Source organism: Bacillus sp. ISL-77, from assembly GCF_018613105.1.
Genome location: NZ_JAGGQY010000050.1, coordinates 13,551 through 33,953 on the forward strand (window position 1 = coordinate 13,551; position 20,403 = coordinate 33,953).

Genomic DNA, 20,403 nt, shown 5'->3' on the forward strand with positions numbered 1-20,403 from the left:
TCAATCAACCTTTAACTGAACCTAAAGCAATCCCTTTTACCAAGTATTTTTGGAAGAATGGATAAGCAATCAGTATCGGCAGGACACCGATAACAGCAATCGCCATCCGTACACCTGTGGTAGGAACTTGCGAAGCAGCCTGGCTCGCATTTGTGCCTAGATTGCTGCTTGCTAAAAACTGAATGTCTGACAGCATCCTGTTTAAGATGTTTTGGATACTAAATAATGACGGTTCAGTGATATAGATCAGTCCATTAAACCAATCATTCCAATAAATGATGGTTTGAAGCAATCCAATCGTAGCCAGAATTGGCAATGAGAGCGGTAGAATGATAGAGAAGAAGGTTCTAAATTCACCTGCACCATCCATGCGTGCTGATTCAATAACTGGCTCTGGAATAGAAGTCATAAAGAATGTCCTCATCAGCAATACGTTAAATCCGTTCATGAGTAATCCTGGGACTATTAGTGCCCAAATCGTGTTTTTAATATCAAATACTTGCGTATAAACGAGATAGGTCGGAACAAGTCCACCATTGAACAATAGAGTAAAGAATACTAGAAAAGCAAAAACGTTTTTATAAGGTAAATCGCGGCGAGAGAGCGCATATGCCAAAAACGAAGTCATCGCCAAGCTTACAAAGGTTCCAAATACAGTAACAAGGATGGTAATTCCGTAAGCCCTTAGTATGCTAGATGAATTATTTAGCAGGTAATTATAAGCATCAAAGCTCATCTCCTTTGGAATAAAGGAATATCCCTCTTTCATGATGGCTGCTTCATCGGTCAGGGAAGAAGATAAAAGAATGATAAACGGTATGATGCTTCCTGCCGCAAGTATGATTAAAAAGATATGAGAAACCCATTGTGTTATTCGATCAGATTTATACATCGCTTTCGACCTCCAGCTTAAAATAATGCATTATCTTTACTTTTTTTACGTACGAGATAATTTGATAATAATACAAGGACAAATCCGACGATCGATTGATATAAACCTGCTGCAGCTGACATCCCGATATCCCCAAGCTGCATTAATCCACGGTAAACATAGGTATCAATAACATTCGTTGTGTCATAAATAGCACCCGAATTCATTGGCACTTGATAGAACAAGCCGAAATCGGAGTAGAAAATGCGTCCTATTCCCAATAAAGTCATCATGATAATTACAGGCATAATCGAAGGAAGCGTTATGTGAATGATTTGCTGCCATTTATTTGCCCCATCTAAAGTGGCTGCTTCATAGTACTCTTGGTCAATCCCGATAATTGCGGCTAAGTAAATAACACACAAGAAACCGACACCCTTCCACATATTAATGAAGGTTAAAATATATGGCCAAAATTTTGCTTCGTTATACCATGAAATACCATCAAGCCCAAGTAACGGTAAAATCGTTTTGTTCAGGTAACCAACATCTTCGCTAAGGAAGGCAAAGCCCAAATAACTGACAATAACCATCGAGATTAAGAATGGCAAAAGAATCACACTTTGGTAAAAGCTTTTCGCCAGCTTATTTTTAATTTCATTTAGCATTATCGCTACACCGATGGCTAATATGGTATTTAAGATAATAAATCCTCCATTGTAGAGAATGGTATTCCGGGTAATAACAAAGGCATCTCTTGTACTAAACAAGTATTCAAAGTTTTTAAATCCAATCCAATCACTTCCCAATATTCCTTTAGCATAGTTAATATCTTTAAAAGCAATCATAAGGCCAAACATAGGTAAGTAATTATTGATCAGTAAGTAAATTAAACCAGGCATCATCATAATAAATAATGGCAGATACCTTTTAAATCTCATCATCCTAACATTCGCTTTTTTCCCAATTGCAGCATGGACGTCCTTACTTAACGGTTTTACTGTAACTTCTGACATCACTATTCCCCCTTGTCCAATAAAATGGTTCCGCTTACAAAAACTATCATTTCTACTTATATTTATTTTATTAGACTAGTAAATTTGTTACTATCCATAATACGACTTCTTATTTTTGTTTATCCGACTTTTCAGAATACATTAAATTTAAATTATAAGCCATTTCAAACTTGTGGAATTTATGAAAAAAGAGAACTAGACGCACTAGCTCTCTTCTCTTGGTCCTTATTTCTTTTCTTTCCACTTATCATACTGTTTTTGTTTTTCTGCAATAATTTTAGCAATGCCGGATGCTTTAAGTTTCTTATTAAATTCCTTTAAACTTTTCTCCGGATCTAAAGTACCAGATTCAATACCTAATTTATACTGATTTAATACGTTCGTCGATGCCGCAATTTCTGTTTTCACAGGATCTGGATTAAATGTAAAACCAAATGCCGGAGAAAATATCGCTGAATCATTATGTTTTTTCATAACTTCCCAATAATTCGCTGGATTTCCTTCCCAAGGGTATGTCAGGAAATTATTACCGATTTGCCATTGGCCAAATACATATTTGGACTCTTTTACACCTTCTGGCAATGTAATGACACCATCAGATTTAACTGCATAATGTTTCCCTTCAATACCGTTATCCAGTAAATTCATAATCTCTTTATCTGTGTAAAGTAAATTGATAAATTCCATTGCTTTTTCTGGATTCTGACTGTTTCTGGCAATTGACATATTAAAGCCTGTTGCCGCATCGGTATACGAATATACATCCGTCAATTTTACAGATACCATTTCATGTCCAGTAATTCCTTTTTCTTGTACATCAAAACCTGGCTTCATATGAGAAAAATAGCCAAACCCTTTATTGGCTTTCACAATATTAGCAGCAGCTTCTTGTGACGTTGCTGAATCCTTCATGATATAGCCGGCTTTGAACCATTTTCTGGCTAATTTAACCGCTTCTACATATTCAGGTTCTTCAAACATATTGACCATTTTCTTATCTTTAAAAGATATTGCCCCAAGGCTGTCCCCAAGTATATCAAATTTTCCACCTGCAAGAACAGAAGCAACGGATGTGATTTGTGTGTTAACCACTGGGGTTAAAGTCGGCTCTTTTTCTTTGACAATTTTAAACACACTCTCTAAATCAGCAAATGTATTGACTTGAGAAAGGTCAATCTTATATTTATCAACAATATCTTTTCTCATGATATACCCATAATAGGAACCCCAGTCCCGCATACTTGGAATGCCATATATTTTGCCGTTCACCTTATTGCCTTCTAAAAGACGTTCAGGCACGACTTTTAAAATCCCTTGACCATTTGATTTAAGCAAATCATCTAAAGGAACATACTGTCCTTTAGCGGCTTGGGTATTGTAGCCAAAAAATGATGAAGAAACGATAAGATCCAGTTTTTCATTGCCTGTCAACATTAAATTAGTTTGCTGTGACCAAGCTGCACCACTAATCGGTACTAATTTTACGGTAGCATTAATCTTCTTTCTAGCAATTTTATTAATTTCTTCCTGAACTAAAGGAAGATCATCTATTTTTGTAAAGTTTAGATACGCCAGATTAAGCTCATATGGCTGACCCTTTGAGTTCGTATCGTCCTTTTTACTTGAACTGCTTTCCTTTGAACTACAGCCAGCCAAAACTAAAACAGCTGACATTACTATCAGTAAAAACCTTGTAAATGCCTTAAAACATTTCATCTTTTCTTTCCCCCTTATTATCTAGTTGATTCCATGATAACTCTCGTGAAAGCGTTACCACTGATCTAGTTTTAGTATAGAGGTTGGCTGAAAAAACACTTACTAAAAATACGACCTTTTATTTTTGTTATTCCGACTTTTCTGAAAAAAACGACTTTTTTCGATATTCCATCGGATTTAATTGGGTTGATTTCTTGAATATAGTAGAAAAATAGGAAAAATTAGAATAACCTGCAGATAATGCCACTTCACTTACAGGCAGATTGGTTTCTATTAACAGTTTTTTGGCGTATTCAATACGCTTCTGCTGCAAATAGTCCGATATGGATAAACCTGTTTGTTTTTTAAATAATCTTGTTAAATAATCTGGATTTAAATAGACATAATTGGCAATTTCATCACGAGTTAACCGCTGTTCTCCTAGATGATGATTAATATAATTTTTTACTATGTCCACCACTGATCCTTTTTCTTGAGGTTGATGGAGCTGGTTCATGGCAACATCGGCAATATATATGACCCATTCTTGGAGCGAGTTCAATGATTTCAATACTCTTTTTGGTTTTTCAGTCAGCAGATTTTGTGAATAAACCTGATTGGCTTGAATTCCTTTTACCTGAAGAACATAAAAGATTAATTGCAAAAAATCTTGATAAAACAAATGAAGGGATTGAGCTGTTATATTTCCATCCGATTTTTTCCAATCAGTAAAATACTGATTGACTGCATCTAAAAACTTATCTTTTGGACCATTTTTCATTTGACTCGTCCATTCCGCGGAAGGAAGCAGCGGGGAAGTGCATAAACATTTTTTCTTATTGTTACATTTAATCGTCTGGTTACTTACAGTTACATTATTGCGATCAAATTCCTGCAAAGTATGGACCATCCCTACTAATTCTTCAATCGGAACTTGATTTCCAATGTAGCCACAAAGTTCACAAGAAAAAAACTGAGCGAATTGTGAAATAAAGTGATTACAATTTTCATTAAACTCCTTCAAGTTGATTGGCTCTACTAGTGCAATAATCACTAAGACATAGCCAATTTCTACATTAAGCACATAACCATCCATGCTATTCTTTTCGATTACTTCACCCAATGCTTTTTGAAGAGCATATTCGCTCACCTTTTCTTCATGGACCGATAGTTCCTCTTTCCAATGCTGAACATGAAATAAAATGGGTAGAAAAGTAGTTAATTCTGAATAGGATAAATGATAATTCTTCATTTGTTTTTCAATTTGATCTTTGGTTGTTGGGATAACTTGATTAATAAGATCTAACCAGAAACGTTCTTGCATGACTGAATGGTGGGATTTTTTCAATTGAAGGTAAGATTCCTCTACCATTCTTGTTTCTTGATCCTTTTTGATTTTCCCCAATGCGCTATGAATAACATCTTCAAGTTCTTGATAATCGACGGGTTTTAATAAATAATTAAAGCTTTTCAATTGCAGGGCTTGCTTTGCATAGGAGAAGTCTGAATGACAGGTTAAAAAAATCGCTTCAGTCATCGGGAAGTGTTCACGCACCCACTTTAGCAAATCAATTCCAGAGCCTCTAGGCATTTCAATGTCACATAATAACAAATCAACTTTGTTATTTAAAAACACTTCTTGAGCTTGTCTTAAGTTATTAGCTGTAAAAACAGATGAGATATCATGCTTTTCCCAATTCACACCAGCTTGGACACCCCTAATGGAATGAATTTCATCATCAACTATTAGAACCTGAAATTGATTCATAAACCATACCCACCCTCTTGACTTAGATTATATCGTTCGGAATTCGTATCCAAACAGACGCCCCTTTGCCTGGTTCATTCGAAAATTGTATGTTTGATTTTTCTCCATATAACAAACTTAGTCGTTGTTTAACGTTCCATATTCCAATACGCTCTCCTTCCTCATTAGTTAAAGATTCGTCTTCTTTCAAACTGCGTAAAACATCCTCAGGGAATCCATCACCTGTATCCTGAATTTTTATACTTATAAACCCAGGGTCCTCAAATTTCTTTACAACTATCAGAATATCAAGAGCGTCATCTAAATTAAGCGCATGTTTAATTGAATTTTCGACAATTGTTTGAATGACGAGCGGAGGAATATTACTTTTTAATAGCTCAGGTGGTGATTCAACAGAATAGTTAAATGTATCGGGAAAGCGGAGCTGTTGAATTTTCAAGTAATTTTCCGTATGCTTTAGTTCATCTTCTAAGCTAACAAAATATGAATTACTGCGAAACATAAACCGAAAGTAATTGGCCAGACATTTAGCCATCTCTTGGATGACAGCAAAGTCCTTAACCGTAGCTAGATTATAGATAATATTTAATGAATTAAGGAAAAAGTGCGGGTTGATTTGCAGCTGTAAATGTTTTAATTCCGCTCTTTGAAGATTTAGCTTTTCCTCATATACATTTATTTTTAGATCCTTAATCTCAGAAATCATATGATTGAAGGTTCCATTCATCATTTCAAACTCAGTAGAATTTCGATGGATGGGAAGGCGAATATCCAAATCACCTTTTCGCAGTTTTTTCATAGCGGCGACAATTCGATTAATTGGCTGAAGAAAAACCTTTCTCATGATAAAGATAAAAAATAATAAGAACAACACGGCTAACAAAGTAATTAACGACGATATTCTTTGTAGAAATGGAAGTTTCTCCAGGATTTCTCTCTCAGGTATCAATGCAGCAAGATAGAAATCACCTTGTGATGATTTTTTTTTCATTACAACAAAACGGTTATCTTTCCCAGTAATGACATACTTTTTCTTCTTAATCGTTAAATCTATTTTTTCCTTTTCAATAAATTTCTTATTTGTAATCGGTTTTAGGTCGGAAGTTGCCAACAAGGCTCTTCCTGTATCTCCAAAATCAATATATTTAAACGGCGTAATGAGTTTGTCCATATTCACCCAGGCGCCTACATATACTCCATCTACTTTATAGTATTGCAGCAAGTAATAATTTTTTGCTCCCTTCCATATATTCCATTTCCCCTCTCTAAGCTGCTCCGGGTTTTTCTCGAACATCTGGTAAATTTCGTCTCTTGCTTCATACCGTTCAAAATAATTGTCAGCGGATTTTTGTGTAAAAAGGAAATCCTTATACGCATCCGAATAAATAAAAATGGAATCGATGGCAGTGTAGAAATAAGACTGATTGGTAATAGAATTAAATAAACGTATTTTTGCTTCTTCATAATCATTGGGATCAATCGTTTCATTATATTGAAGAAAATATAAATCTGTATTGTTTTGTGTAATTTGGAAAATATAGTTTCCAACACCTTCCAAATTTCGGTCGATTTGGTCCATATAAATATTCAGCATATTTTTGTTTGACTGGGCCACCTGGCTCCTGATAACTTCGACCGCATAGTAGTTATTTACAATGTGAACGACAATTAATGGTCCAATAATTAAAAACACACTCAAAAAGAGTTTAAACAGTAACGAATTGAAAACTAGTTTCATTTTTCCCATAGTGATCCTCCAGTTGTAAACTCTCTAAAATGTAATTCCCATTATACAATATAAATTAAAAATATTCTGAAGAGTTCATTTAAAAAAAAGGCTTACTAAGGGAATCCTTCTAAAATAAGAGATAGTCAATAATAAAAGGCCGAGAGCTATTTTTTACTCACGGCTATTAGTTACGATCTAATTAACAGAAAGCGTTTTCAGTTTTACAATCTAATTATATTAATTTCTAACTAGATGTATGGTAATATTCATCGAAAAATAGAAATATTCTATTATATAAATAAAAAAAGAAAAAGAATTTCATAAAAGAATCATACTCTTATTATTATAGGAATTTAATGAAAAACAAAAAGCCTTGAGCAATTTTCACCCAAGACTTATTTTTTAGGCTCATAGTGCTCCATAAATAACAGATCGTAGTCTTGGCTGCTGATAATCCTCAAAGTTTGGGAGCATTTGCTGCATATAAACGGCCGAAAGCCTTTCTTTTGGACAGATTGTTACCCAAGCTCCCGACATTCCGTTCCAGCCAAATTCACCAACAGGGCTGTTACTGCCTGATAATGGTGGATTCATCATTACCTGTACTCCAAGTCCATAGCCATATCCGGCCAGACGATCCCAATTAAAATCCAAGGAATTCTGGGAGTTTAGATGGTTCGTTGACATCAGCTCGATGGTTTTTCTCCCTATAATTCGATTGCCATTCATTTCTCCTCCACTGGCTAACATATGGGCAAATTGACTATAATCATTTAGAGTAGAGAAAAGCCCTCCACCTCCACTTTCAAAGTGAGTATTTACTTTAGGAAACATATCTGAGCTTTTAATTAGATTGCCTTCTTCATTCCGGATGTAAAAGCTAGAGAGAGACTCTTTTTTCTCATCGGGTAGATTGAAGAATGTGTTATGCATTGATAAAGGTTGAAAAATTTCCTCATTCAAGAATTGGCCAAGTGTCTTTCCAGAAACCACTTCTATTAGTGCCCCTAAAACATCATGGCTGTATCCATACTTCCAGCCAGTTCCGGGATCAAAGGCTAGCGGAATCGTACTTAGTGCTTTAGAAAGTGCGCGAATATAGGTTTCTTCGGTAAAATCATCTTGACTATTTAAACGTTCCTCTACTCTCCTTACCTCGCTTTCCTGTTCTGTTGTTCCCCAGCTATAACTTAAACCGGATGTCATACTGAACAGATCTTTGACTCTGATAGACCTTGAAGCTGGCGATATTACCTGTCCACCTTCTTTACCAGTTCGATAGACTTGTGGATTTTTAAATTCAGGCAAATATTCTTCCAGTGGATCATTTAGCAAAAACTTCCCTCGTTCATATAAGATTAGGGCTGCTGTACATGTAACAATTTTCGTCATAGAGTGGATCCGGAAAATCGTATCAGAGGAAACTGATTTTTGCGTTTCTACATCCGCATAGCCAATGTACTCTTCAAATACCTTTTCCCCATCGTGCATTACAGAACATGCACAGCCAACAGGACCCCTTTCCACAAAACTTTTTAATAATGGGCTTACGTTATGAAACGACTTCATGTGGCTTTCATCTCCTCTATATTCATTTTTTATTTTGATTCGAACGTAAAGACATATTGGAAAAAGAGAACTTGAAAACATTCCAGCTCTCTTTTCGTCCTTATTACTTATTTTTTTTCCACTTGTCATATTGCTTCTGTTTTTCAGCCATGATTTTATCCAGGCCTGCTTGTTTTAACTTCTTATTAAATACCGGTAAACTCTTCACCGGGTCTAACGTACCTGATTCAATCCCCACTTTATATTGGTTCAACACGTTCGTAGAGGCTGCAATCTCTGTCTTAACCGGATCCGGATTAAATGTAAAACCAAATGCCGGAGAAAATATAGCTGAATCATTATGCTTCTTAAAAATCTCCCAATAATTCGACGGGTTTCCTTCCCATGGATAAGTTAAGAAGTTGTTACCAATTTCCCACTGGCCAAACACATATTTTGATTCTGTTACTCCTTGAGGTAAACTAATCGTTCCATCTGATTTAACTTCATAATGCTTGCCTTCAATACCATTAGCAATTAAATTCATAATATCTTTATCTGTGTACAATAAGTTCATGAACTCCATTGCTTTTTCTGGATTTTGACTATTTCTGGCGATTGACATCCCAAAGGATGTAGCTGAATCTGTATAAGAATAAACATCTGTAAACCTCACAGCTACCATTTCATGCCCTGTAATTCCTTTTTCCTGTACTTCAAAGCCTGGCTTCATATGAGAAAAATAACCAAATCCTTTTCCAGCCTTTACAATATTAGCAGCTGCCTCTTGAGATGTAGCTGCATCCTTCATGATATAACCATCTTTGAACCACTTTCTTGTTAATTTAACTGAATCAATATATTCCGGGTCTTCAAACAAATTGATGAATTTTTTATCCTTAAAGGACATAACCCCCAAACTATCCCCAAGTACATCATATTTCCCGCCATTAAGGACGCTTGCCGTTGTTAATAACCCAGCATTAACAATTGGAGCTAAGGTTGGTTCTTTTTCTTTAACAACCTTAAACACCTTTTCTAAATCAGCAAATGATTTTACTTGAGACAGATCAATGTTGTATTTATCAACAATATCCTTTCTCATAATAAAACCATAATTTACTCCCCAGTCTCTCGCACTAGGTACTGCATATATTTTTCCGTTAACTCTGTCTCCTTCCAGAAGAGTTTTAGGAACTGCTTGCAAAATTCCATTACCATATTTTTCAAGTAGATCATCTAAAGGAATATACTGTCCCTTGACTGCAGATGTATTATAGCCATAGAATGATGAAGATACGATTAGGTCAAGTTTTTCATTGCCTGTCAGCAGGAGATTGGATTGCTGTGACCAAGCTGAACCATTAATTGGCATAAGTTTAACTGTTGCATTGATTTTTTTCTTCACAATTTTATTGAGTTCATCTTGGACCAATGGCAAATCGTCGATCTTCGTAAAAGTCATGAATGCCATTGTCAGCTCATATGGTTGATCCTTTGAATCAGATTTACTATTGTTACTTGTCCCACTTTGCTTCGTAGAACAACCAGCCAAAATTAATACAGCTGATAGAATGACCACTAGAAATCTGGCAAAAAATTTACCCTTGTTCATCGTTTTCCCCCTTATTTTTGGTTGTGATAGCACACCAATGGAAGCGCTATCAAAATACATTTTAAGAACTTAATAAAAATCTTGTTCTTAGTTTCATTTTAATATAGGGTATAAAGGCACACTTACCAATAAAACGACATATTATTTTAAATTTTCCGACTTTTCCACCTCCCCTTCTATTTTCTTTTTTTAATAAGTACACTCAAATCTAATCCAGGATCTCCAATTCCAGCAGCGCCGAGCTTAAACTTTTTCCGTGCATATCCATAGCCAGTGATCTTGTAACTCCACCGCCCAAAGCATTTTCCAACACGAAATTCAGTGCTCCTAAACTTGGAATCTCGTATCTTTTCACTTCGCCCTGAACAATCTCCTGGAACCAATCCTTCACTCTTTGCGAGGTTACCTGCTCTTTTATCTTTTCATATTTATCCATGTCATAAGCAATTACGGATATCACTGAAATATTCCCCTTATCTCCGGTCCTTGAATGAGCAATTTCCCTTAATTTCATGCTTCCACCTCTTCATAGACTACTTCAAGGTTGATATCATCTTCCGAAATCAAAATGGAACCAATCGCAATTATTTCTCTACAAAACTTTCTGGCTCCTCCGCCTCCTGAAGGGCCATTCGTATAGAGTGCTTCCACTTCGTTTCCAATTTGATCCGCAGCCTCTTTTGTTTGCGTCTTAGCTGCAACTCTCAACCGTACCTCTTTAAAATCTTTTTTGTTTTCATTCAAAATTTCACTTAACGTATCTTGATAAAGTGAATTGACCCCGATAAAATCAATTCTTAATTCATCAATTGGCAGGCGGCTATTTTCCAAACGTTTTTTAATAATCTCTCCAGCCAATTTTGCTCTATCCAAAGCACGAGGACCACCATAGCTTATTTCCCCTTCGCCAATATAACCGTCCTTATACCCGATACTGGTTTTTAGAAGACCTGTCTTTTCCGTACCATTGGCAGATTGGATTAGTACTCTATCTTTTTCAAGCTGCTGTACTACCACCTTTGAAAAATCTGCGACTACATCAGGTGTAAAATAATTTTCAGGATCTTGAATTTCATATAGAATTTGTTCCTTACAGGTTTCCGAGGTTACCAATCCTCCAGCATCAGCCAGCTTGGTAATGAGAATGCCGCCCTTCTCATCCATTTCTCCGATTGGGAAACCAATGTTCCATAAATCAGGTACATCCTTATAACCGGGATCAGCAAAGTATCCTCCCATCACCTGTGAACCACATTCTAGTAGATGGCCAGCCAACGTACCTTTCCCCAATAGACTATAATCTTGAAAATCCCAACCAAATTCATATATTAATGGACCAAGTACAAGAGATGGATCCGCAACCCTGCCCGTAATGACGATGTCAGCCCCCTCTATTAGAGCTTGTACGATGCCTTTGGCTCCTATATAGGAATTAGCCGAAATTATTTGTGAATGAATGGACCGAAGCTTTTCACCCGTTTCCATAATTTTATAATCCATATATTTCTCAATCTTTTGAAACACATCATCACCGAGAACAGCTGCTATCTTGAGCTGTTTTATTCCTAGTCTTTCTGCCAGATGTTTGGTTGCATTTACGGCTGCGAGCGGGTTGGCTGCACCCATGTTGGTAATAATCTTTACTTTCCTTTCTACGCATTCAGTTAGAATCTTTTCCATTCGATATTCTAATAGTTCATTATAGCCTTTATTTGGATTGATCTGCTTTTGCTGCTGAGCAAGAGCTATCGTCCTTTCTGCCATACATTCGAAAATAATATAGTCCAAGTTTCCATTTTTAATAATGTTTATGGCTGGTTCAATCCGATCTCCTGCATATCCAGCTCCCGATCCTATCCTTATCTTTTTCAATTTTGTTGCCTCCCAAAAACAGGATAACCCGAAAAATCACACATATTCCTAGTGTCCATCTTTCGGGTTTTATTCATTATATAGTTCTTTGTTGAGTACGCAGATCGCGCCATTGAATTAACTTTATATCTTCTGAATGCAGCAATTCCTGAATTTCCTTATCCCGAAATACATCAAATTCAAACCGCCTCATTGGCCAAGTATCCGTAATCGATTTTAATTCGCTAGTATCTAAGGAAGGATGGAAAACTAATTCCGTTACTCCAGGTTTTAATGAGCGGATACAGTTTATGGCCGCCTCTTTGGTTATCTGATAAGCCTGTTCCTCTCCTTGTGGAGCAAAGAAAGGTAACATTTCTATATAGTCGGGTAATTGAATCCCCTTTTTTTCTGCAAGAGCGACAATTTCTTCATGATTCGCCTGCGTTCTGAGCGAGTGACCTTGTTTAGCATATCTTAATGGCAATTGATATCGTTCGCAAAGGTCTAACAGTATGTCCATGACATGATGCATACTTCCCATATGGTTATCAATATTGGTGGGGTCCAGACCTAATTTAATTGCGAATTCCATCTGGGCTATCGCTTCTTCACGAAGCTGTTCAGGATTTGCATAATTTACAACAGTATGGGTATCTGCAGGAAAATACCCATTTTCATCCACCAGCGTATTCATATTTGAATTAAGCGGCCCCCATTTATAAACATTCCATTCGGATGTATGGGTAAAATGTATTCCCACGTCCATCGAAGGATTTTGTTTAACCAATCGGACGGCTTCCAATGTCCAAGGACATGTCATCATTAGGCTTGCGGACGTAATCGACCGTTCCTTTAGTAGTGTGGAGATTGCTTCATTTGTTGAATGGCACATTCCAAAATCATCAGCATTAAGAATTAAAAAACGTTCATTTGACATGTTCTCCCTCCTATTCTTAATGATTACGATTCGTTTTTTATTTGGCTTTTTGATATTTTTTTGTTCTATCATCCTGAATCCTGCCAGTCCAATTAAGACCAAATGCGAAGTCATAAACATGACCTTCAGCGTCTATATGACATTCCATGTCGTGAGCAACATCTTCCAATTGCTCTTCGATTGTTTTCATATTTGCTGGCATTTGCATTGGCAGAAGACCTGAAGGCTCAGTTTTCCCTGTTAAAATATCAAAAATTGCTTGATCCTGTACTCCAAAATTCACAATGATAGAATCTACATTTCTTTCAAATTCTTCCACGACCGTTGGGTTTGATAGCAGGAGCGAAACAATAACCGGTTTTCCTTTCATAATTTCAACTGTTTCTACTACCATATCCAAATCTGTGGTATTACTTGGTGTTACCGTTTTTCCTTTGTACGATCGGTTTAAAACATCACCCACTCGGGCATCACCGGCAAGACTTTTTTCACGAGCGGAAATCGCCGTATAAGGTTTGTATTGAAGGCTGATTGGTACATATCCATTTCCACCTTCCTTTACATCTTCATGACTATAACCTGTTCCGGCCTTAGGAGTGCTAATAAAGACTAATCCAAAATCGGCTTCTGCAGGGTTCTCCGTCACCTTAAAATATTTCCTTGCTACATCAATATTAATTGGATATTCGAATTTTTCAGGTGTTGGTTTACCAAACCAATCTTTGCCGGCAGGTGTATATTTTTTAGGGATATACACGATTCCTTCCTTACTTAGTGGTAAGATGTTATTCCTGTTTTTCAACATAACGATAGACTTGAGCTGCGCTTCATATCCTTCCTGCATATAATCTGGTTTCCCAACCTCATGAACAGTTTCTTCCACTTTTAGATAAGGATTTTCAAAGAGACCTAGTCGAAAGACATTTTTTAATAAACGTACGGCTGATTCCTCAAAGCGCTTTCGCATCAGTGCCTCACCATGTTCCGCAACACCCATTTGGAACGCTTCTAGAATCGGACCAACTTCATTATTTCCTCCAAATTGATCGACTCCCGCCATGATTAGTTTATAATGTCGTTCAGCAACCGACAGATTTTCGACACCCCAAGGCTTCCCGCCGACAAATGTATCAATATTCTCTGGTTCATCGGCAGTAATGATCCAATCCGTGCAAACAACACCATCATATCCATATCTTTTTCGAAGTAAATCATTGATTAAATAAGAGTTGTAAGAATTACCGACATTTTCTCCATTTACAGGATCTTGATCAACTGAAATGGTGTAATATGGCATTACGGCTGATGCCATCTTTGTTTTACCAGGCAAGTTAAAGGCACCTTTTATGAAAGGAATTAAATGTTCTTCAAAGTTTCCACCTGGATAGACTGCAAACTTACCATATCCATAGTGTGCATCCCTTCCACCTTCGCCAGAGCCTCCTCCCGGCCAATGTTTTACCATTGCGTTTACGCTGTCATAACCCCAGCCTTCGGCAATTTCTTTAACACCTGCTGAATTCTGAAATCCTTCCACATAAGCTTGAGCCATATCAGTGGAAAGCTGTGAATCTTCCCCAAACGTTCCATTAAAACGGAACCAACGCGGATCTGTTGCAATATCGATTTGCGGGGATAGTGCAGTTGTAATGCCTAAAGCCCGGTACTCCTTTGAGGCTATTTCTCCAAATCTTTCTGCCACATCTGGATTAAATGTTGCCGCAAGACCAAGTGGCTCAGGCCACATAGAAATGTTGCCGCCCGCTCCCGCATTAAATTCGGTACTTGAATCTGAACCATGGCGTGGATCTGAGCTGTTGTTTGCTGGGATACCAAGCCCTGTCCCTTCTGCAAAAGCCTGAATATTGTTATTCCATCGCACAGCAGTCTCAGGGCTTTCGACCGTAGTTACGAGGATATGTCTTAAATTATCTTTAGAAAGAAACTCGATTTGTTCATCGGTTAAGTCCCATGGATTTGCACCGCTTTCTTCGTAGGACTTACCCCCGTACGTACCAGCAAACCAACCCTTACTCCCTGCAGGAACTGCTTGATGCCTACTATATAACATGAGTCCCGCGATTTGCTCAATTGTCATCTTTGAAGCCAAGTCCTTTGCTCTCTCCTCTGGAGTTAGCCTCCAGTCTTCATACTTATCTATTTTTCCATCTTTGTTTAAATCCTTAAAAAAGTGGCCATCTTTTTGGATGATGGTAACTCCGGAAGTTTCGGAATAACCCAACGTTGGGCCACCGCTATTTTCTACAAATTTGATTTGGTCTTCAGTATCGATTTTTGTTTTAATATCTTTCATTTAAAATCCTCCAATGAAAACAGTGTAGTAGTGACGATCTTCATTTCTAAAGTGGCTCACTATATTCAATTTGCTCTTTTCTGAATTCTCACCATGTTTTGTTTGTTTAAAAATAATACGGAACAATAGACAAGGAGAAAAAATACCATTACGAAGGCTGAAAACAAATAAATAGAACCATAATTTGTTTTTGCCGCAATCAAACCAAGAACGGCAGACCCTCCTCCAATTCCTAAGTCAAATGAATTAAAAAACATGGCGGTTACTTTCGTATACCGTTCAGGCTTCGTATTATTCAGTGCCCAGGCTTGGAGAGAAGGGAATAATGATCCTGTACCCATCCCATATAGGATTGCAGCAATGATTAAATCACTTAAAGTAGTAGTTTGATATATTAATACAAAACCAATGATGACTGAGATCGAACTTGGAACTAACACCCAAGCATGTCCTTTACGGTCAAATACTTTTCCTGAAATGAAACGGATTAAGAATCCACTAACCGTATTTACAAAATAAAACCATTCCACTCCTTCTATCTCTAACTCTTTTGCATAAAGTGCCATAAAACTAATGACTCCACCCATGCATATGCCAAATAAAAGCATCAAGAAGCTAGGAAAAATAGCAGAAGGTTCAATCAATGATTTTAGGAATGATGTTTCTTTTTGATTGGAATTGATCACACTTTCGGGGAAAGAAATGAAACTAATACAAAACAGGAAGATTAGTAAACTAACTCCTGCGGTACCGAATAATATGATTGGATTATAGGAATTAAACAGCCATATCCCAACAAATGGCGATAATGCTAAAGCAATCGTTGTACCATTCCCAAGCATACCCATCCCTTCGCCCCTTCTTTGTTTTGGAATAATCTCCGCTGCTAAAGTGGAAAGAATCGTGACAGCAAGACCAAACCCGAAACCATGCAGAATACGAATGGAAAGTGCAAGGATGAAGTTTGTCCCAAAGTAATAACCTAGAGAGGCGATTAAACAAATAAGGATAGAGACTACTAATGTTTTCTTTTTTCCAAATTTATTGGTAAAAAATTCAGTAAAAGGACGAATGATAATGGCCGAAAAAGTAAAACTGCCAATGATTAATCCTATTTGAGATATATCGAGTCCCCCATGTTTTGCCAAAAAGAGCGGGAGAGTTGGCAGCAATAGATCAAATGCGAAAAAGGCAAATGCATTAGCAAACATGATAATAAAAAAGGTTTTGTTCCATAACGATGGTGTATTCGACACGAATTTTTTACTCCTTTAATTAGAGAATCACCTTTTTGCTCAGAAACAGGTAGGAAAAAGGAGGATCTAAAATCCCCCATTTTCTTATTCTTGTTTGCCCGTTTGTTAAAAGTCTATTGTTTTTCCTGTCTTTGCTGAGGTATATATCGCCTCTAAAATTTGTGTGACAACTAATGCTTGTTCCGGTTTAACAAGTGGTTCTGTATCATTAATAATGCATTCCAGCCACTGTCTCGCCTCTTTTACTCCAGGCTCCTCTGCTCCTGCATCAAAATAAGCAATTCCTCCGCCTGTGGCAGGTTTCGTTTCAACCAACTTCCCGTATTTTGTGCCATTGAAAACTAACTCACTTGTAGGTGAATTTGGTAATGCTTTCATTTCAGCACCACCTTCTGTGCCACATAAGGTTGCCATTGCTTCTCGAACATCCGTTGTATTTAATGCCCAAGAACATTCTAAAATGATCGTGGCCCCATTTTCCATTTTAATAAATCCAAACGCTGAATCTTCTACCCTATATGTTTCTGGGTCCCATGGTCCGAACAAATTTCCTTCATGTTTATCTGCAAGCTTATGGAAAACGGAACCTGTTACAGATTGCGGTTTGTAATTGTCCATACACCAAAGCGTCAAATCCAATGCATGTGTACCGATGTCGATTAATGGTCCGCCACCTTGTTGTTCTACATCAAGAAACACCCCCCATGTAGGAACCGCTCTTCTTCTAATGGCATGCGCCTTAGCAAAATAAATATCGCCGAATTCACCTTCTCTTGAAGCTTTGTACAATACTTCCGAGTCATCACGAAAACGGTTTTGGTAACCTATTGTAAGCTTCTTTCCTGTTCGATTGGCTGCATCAATCATTTCTTCGGCTTCTTTAGAATTGATGGCCATTGGCTTTTCGCACATGACATGCTTTCCTGCTTCTAGTGCATCAACAGTGATAAAGGAGTGTTGCAGATTTGGAGTAAGTACATGAACAACATCAATCGAGTCTTCCTGTAATAACTCCTTATAATTGGTATAAACTTTTGCTTCTTCTGTGCCAAATTGCTGTGCTGCTTTAACGGCTCTATCCTCTACCACGTCGCAAAATGCAGTCATTTCTCCTAAATGACCAAGCTTTGCCAATGAAGGCATGTGCTTTTGATTGGCAATTCCGCCACAACCGATGATTCCAATATTTAACTTTTTAGACATTAGGAACACTCCTCTTAATTAATTTTTGATAAGACCTTTTACAGATTTCTCCATTACTGTTAAATCCCCCGAAATGCTTGTAAATTTATCGCCTAGCTGTCCTTCGTTTTCCACAATTGCATAACGGATGTATCCCAATTCATTAAGTTTTTGATAGGTTTCTTGAAAATTAACGATACCAGTTCCGAGATTGACAAAATCATTTGGCTTCACATACTCTGTATATATTTTCATCAGGTCATTGCTTTCTTCTTGGCTCGATGCGGTAAATATACTAACTGGATTTACATGTTTGCCTAAGTCCTTCTGATGGATCATGTCGCAGCGATTCCCCAATTTCTCAAGCAATGCAAGAGGATCATATCCTCCTCTCATAACCCAAACGAGGTCCAGCTCAAATTTCACGTTCGCTGGATCGGTATTTTCAACTAAAAGTTCAAATAAGGATGTTTCTCCTATTCTCTTAAACTCATGCGCATGGTTATGATAGTAAAAGTTCATCCCCGCTTCTTTGCACTTTTTTCCTATTTGATTTAGATGTTCGGCTGTTTGAAGGGTATCCTCACGGCCTGATATAAAAGCCATCGGGAAAACAATAGACTGACATCCAAGTGTTGCATTTTCTTGAATAATCTTATCCCAATCAACATCTAGTAACGCTTTACCAGGGGCAACACCTTCATGTGCTGCAAACGCTTTTAATCCTAGCTCGTCAAACTTCTGTTTGATGACTGGTAGGGAAAAGGTATCCGTAAAGCGCTCGCCTGTAGAAAAATTAGCAGAAATCAACTCTATATTTTTGTACCCTATTTGAGCTACCTTTTCTAACGTACGGAAATAATCCTCGTTTAACTCTCTAAATACTGAAAATAAATTTAATCCAATTTCCATTGTCATTTTTACTTCCCCTTTTTTTTTAGATTCGTCGTTTAAAACATTCATTGGCTGATAACTTTATTAGTTATTAATCTACTGATGCACCTATTAATGCTGTTAGTAAATCAGTTTTTGAATCTTCACCTCGTACATAGTTAAAATAATCAAAATGGGCAGGTGCAGTAGAAATCTTGCCATTTCCAGTCGCATACATTCCAAAAAATAAGCCCGTAAAACCCCCAGCAACTTCAGTCGCAAGTATAGAACTTTCCCCTTTACCCAAAGTGATTTTTTCTCCACTCGAGGATGTAAAAGAAAAGGTAAAACTAAAGTCATCTGCTTGAATTCCAAAGACAACGGTCGGCTCGTCATACTCTACTTCTGCTTCTACCTTCCACAGGCTGCCAATTCGGCGGCGGAATAATATAATAGACTTTCCTTCCTTAAGTGCTCTAGCAATTTCATAATGATAATTCTCGTTCATAAATACGGTAAGGCCTGCTTCCTCTCCATCTTCATTTGGGATAAATTCCATAAGGGCCGAAATCTCACAGTTAAAATGCTGCTGCCTGCGGCCAACAAATGTGAGAGATCCTGAATCATTCAATGTGGAAGATTGACCATGTAGTGTTAACCAACCAGATCGTTCCGTTACTGACCAAGAGCCTGCAATCGGATTACGGTAAAAATTCCAAACTGGCGAAAGGAAAGCGTTATCAAAATTTTCTTTTTCCTGCCATGGATGAGATTGATCTAATGGAAGTAATCTGGCTTCATTCACCAATTCTGCTCGTCCTGCTGCTCCAATAATGGGCCACCCTTCCTCTGTCCAATGGACTGAAGCAAGATTGGTTTCACGCCCAAGGTGATGACGTTTTGGATAGCCCACAGGTCTGATCCCTAAAAACACAGACCACCAAGTACCGTCCCCTGCTTGGACAAAATCTGCATGACCGGTGGCTTGAATTGGTTCATCAGTACTCCGATTCGACAGGATTGGGTTATTGGGATTGCTCTCAAAAGGCCCGTAAGGACTTCTGCTTCTTGCAATCGTTACCATATGGCCATATTCTGTACCGCCCTCCGAAATCATTAAATAATACCATCCATTTATTTTAAATAGATGCGGCCCTTCCGGAGAGCTGCCCCCTGTTCCTTTCCAATTTAACTGACGCTCTGTTAACAGCTGTCCAGAATCAATATCAAGCTCAGCCTGATAGATTCCTACAGGTTCACTGGAACCAAAAGAGCTTGTTCCACTCAAATAAACTTTCCCATCTTCATCGAAATATAAGGACGGATCAATTCCACCCCAGCCCTCAACGACTATTGGCTCGGACCAAGGACCTTCTGGCTGTTCGGCATGAACATAAAAATTCTTATTTGTTGTGATATTGGTTGTAATCACATAAAAGTGTCCATTATGATAACGGATTGTTGGAGCGAATATTCCTTGTGAAGGTCCCATTCTATGAATGCGGGTGAGCGGAAGCTGACTTTCGCGCGTCAATACATGGCCAATCTGTTTCCAATTGACTAAATCGGTACTATGAAAAATCGGAATGCCTGGAAAAAATTCAAACGAACTGGTAACCAAATAATAATCTTCGCCAACTCTGCAAACACTTGGATCAGGGTGAAATCCGCTAATAACTGGATTTGAATATTTCATTTCATTGTCACATCCTCTTTTCATTACGAATCTTATTTTGTAATGATTT

Annotated in this window: 15 protein-coding genes; all 15 read right to left on the reverse strand. The window is 37.6% G+C overall.

Translation table 11 applies throughout. The annotated features are described in order from the left end of the window. Window positions 1-4: 4 nt before the first annotated feature. The gene (locus J7E77_RS20370; protein ID WP_214716701.1) at window positions 5-892 is read right to left on the reverse strand and encodes a carbohydrate ABC transporter permease; all 888 of its coding nucleotides are present in this window, start codon (window positions 890-892) and stop codon (window positions 5-7) included. Window positions 893-909: 17 nt separating this feature from the next. After that, a complete protein-coding gene (locus J7E77_RS20375) occupies window positions 910-1,815 on the reverse strand; it encodes an ABC transporter permease (RefSeq protein WP_251026588.1) in 906 nt (301 codons plus the stop codon). A gap of 297 nt (window positions 1,816-2,112) precedes the next feature. Further along, complete coding sequence (locus J7E77_RS20380) at window positions 2,113-3,603, reverse strand: ABC transporter substrate-binding protein (RefSeq protein ID WP_214716702.1); 1,491 nt, start codon at window positions 3,601-3,603, stop codon at window positions 2,113-2,115. A gap of 127 nt (window positions 3,604-3,730) precedes the next feature. Beyond that, window positions 3,731-5,350, reverse strand: a complete 1,620-nt coding sequence (locus J7E77_RS20385) for a response regulator transcription factor (protein WP_214716703.1) — start codon at window positions 5,348-5,350, stop codon at window positions 3,731-3,733. A 22-nt stretch (window positions 5,351-5,372) separates the two neighbouring features. Further along, window positions 5,373-7,097, reverse strand: coding sequence for a sensor histidine kinase (locus J7E77_RS20390; RefSeq protein WP_214716704.1), 1,725 nt, complete (start codon window positions 7,095-7,097; stop codon window positions 5,373-5,375). A 390-nt stretch (window positions 7,098-7,487) separates the two neighbouring features. Next, the gene (locus tag J7E77_RS20395; protein ID WP_214716705.1) at window positions 7,488-8,648 is read right to left on the reverse strand and encodes a serine hydrolase domain-containing protein; all 1,161 of its coding nucleotides are present in this window, start codon (window positions 8,646-8,648) and stop codon (window positions 7,488-7,490) included. A gap of 103 nt (window positions 8,649-8,751) precedes the next feature. Further along, complete coding sequence (locus tag J7E77_RS20400) at window positions 8,752-10,242, reverse strand: ABC transporter substrate-binding protein (protein WP_214716706.1); 1,491 nt, start codon at window positions 10,240-10,242, stop codon at window positions 8,752-8,754. 208 nt (window positions 10,243-10,450) lie between these two features. Then, a complete protein-coding gene (locus J7E77_RS20405; RefSeq protein WP_214716707.1) occupies window positions 10,451-10,756 on the reverse strand; it encodes an AtuA-related protein in 306 nt (101 codons plus the stop codon). After that, entirely contained in the window at window positions 10,753-12,114 is a 1,362-nt protein-coding gene (locus J7E77_RS20410; protein ID WP_251028135.1) for an acyclic terpene utilization AtuA family protein, read from the reverse strand. The genes J7E77_RS20405 and J7E77_RS20410 overlap by 4 nt, the downstream gene beginning before the upstream one ends. A 76-nt stretch (window positions 12,115-12,190) precedes the next feature. Beyond that, the gene (locus J7E77_RS20415; RefSeq protein ID WP_214716708.1) at window positions 12,191-13,033 is read right to left on the reverse strand and encodes a polysaccharide deacetylase family protein; all 843 of its coding nucleotides are present in this window, start codon (window positions 13,031-13,033) and stop codon (window positions 12,191-12,193) included. A gap of 37 nt (window positions 13,034-13,070) precedes the next feature. Beyond that, a complete protein-coding gene (locus J7E77_RS20420) occupies window positions 13,071-15,347 on the reverse strand; it encodes a glycoside hydrolase family 3 protein (protein WP_214716709.1) in 2,277 nt (758 codons plus the stop codon). A 65-nt stretch (window positions 15,348-15,412) separates the two neighbouring features. Next, window positions 15,413-16,603, reverse strand: coding sequence for an MFS transporter (locus tag J7E77_RS20425; protein ID WP_214716710.1), 1,191 nt, complete (start codon window positions 16,601-16,603; stop codon window positions 15,413-15,415). 105 nt (window positions 16,604-16,708) lie between these two features. Then, window positions 16,709-17,806 (reverse strand): Gfo/Idh/MocA family protein, encoded by a 1,098-nt coding sequence (locus tag J7E77_RS20430; RefSeq protein WP_214716711.1) that lies wholly within the window; start codon window positions 17,804-17,806, stop codon window positions 16,709-16,711. An 18-nt stretch (window positions 17,807-17,824) separates the two neighbouring features. After that, complete coding sequence (locus tag J7E77_RS20435) at window positions 17,825-18,703, reverse strand: sugar phosphate isomerase/epimerase family protein (protein WP_214716712.1); 879 nt, start codon at window positions 18,701-18,703, stop codon at window positions 17,825-17,827. Window positions 18,704-18,770: 67 nt separating this feature from the next. Beyond that, entirely contained in the window at window positions 18,771-20,354 is a 1,584-nt protein-coding gene (locus tag J7E77_RS20440) for a glycoside hydrolase family 43 protein (protein WP_214716713.1), read from the reverse strand. Window positions 20,355-20,403 lie beyond the last annotated feature (49 nt).

Coding starts and splice junctions, on each gene's coding strand:
- J7E77_RS20370 (WP_214716701.1), bottom strand. CDS start 892: ATGTATAAATCTGATCGAATAACACAATGGGTTTCTCATATCTTTTTA.
- J7E77_RS20375 (WP_251026588.1), bottom strand. CDS start 1,815: ATGATGAGATTTAAAAGGTATCTGCCATTATTTATTATGATGATGCCT.
- J7E77_RS20380 (WP_214716702.1), bottom strand. CDS start 3,603: ATGAAATGTTTTAAGGCATTTACAAGGTTTTTACTGATAGTAATGTCA.
- J7E77_RS20385 (WP_214716703.1), bottom strand. CDS start 5,350: ATGAATCAATTTCAGGTTCTAATAGTTGATGATGAAATTCATTCCATT.
- J7E77_RS20390 (WP_214716704.1), bottom strand. CDS start 7,097: ATGGGAAAAATGAAACTAGTTTTCAATTCGTTACTGTTTAAACTCTTT.
- J7E77_RS20395 (WP_214716705.1), bottom strand. CDS start 8,648: ATGAAGTCGTTTCATAACGTAAGCCCATTATTAAAAAGTTTTGTGGAA.
- J7E77_RS20400 (WP_214716706.1), bottom strand. CDS start 10,242: ATGAACAAGGGTAAATTTTTTGCCAGATTTCTAGTGGTCATTCTATCA.
- J7E77_RS20405 (WP_214716707.1), bottom strand. CDS start 10,756: ATGAAATTAAGGGAAATTGCTCATTCAAGGACCGGAGATAAGGGGAAT.
- J7E77_RS20415 (WP_214716708.1), bottom strand. CDS start 13,033: ATGTCAAATGAACGTTTTTTAATTCTTAATGCTGATGATTTTGGAATG.
- J7E77_RS20420 (WP_214716709.1), bottom strand. CDS start 15,347: ATGAAAGATATTAAAACAAAAATCGATACTGAAGACCAAATCAAATTT.
- J7E77_RS20430 (WP_214716711.1), bottom strand. CDS start 17,806: ATGTCTAAAAAGTTAAATATTGGAATCATCGGTTGTGGCGGAATTGCC.
- J7E77_RS20435 (WP_214716712.1), bottom strand. CDS start 18,703: ATGACAATGGAAATTGGATTAAATTTATTTTCAGTATTTAGAGAGTTA.
- J7E77_RS20440 (WP_214716713.1), bottom strand. CDS start 20,354: ATGAAATATTCAAATCCAGTTATTAGCGGATTTCACCCTGATCCAAGT.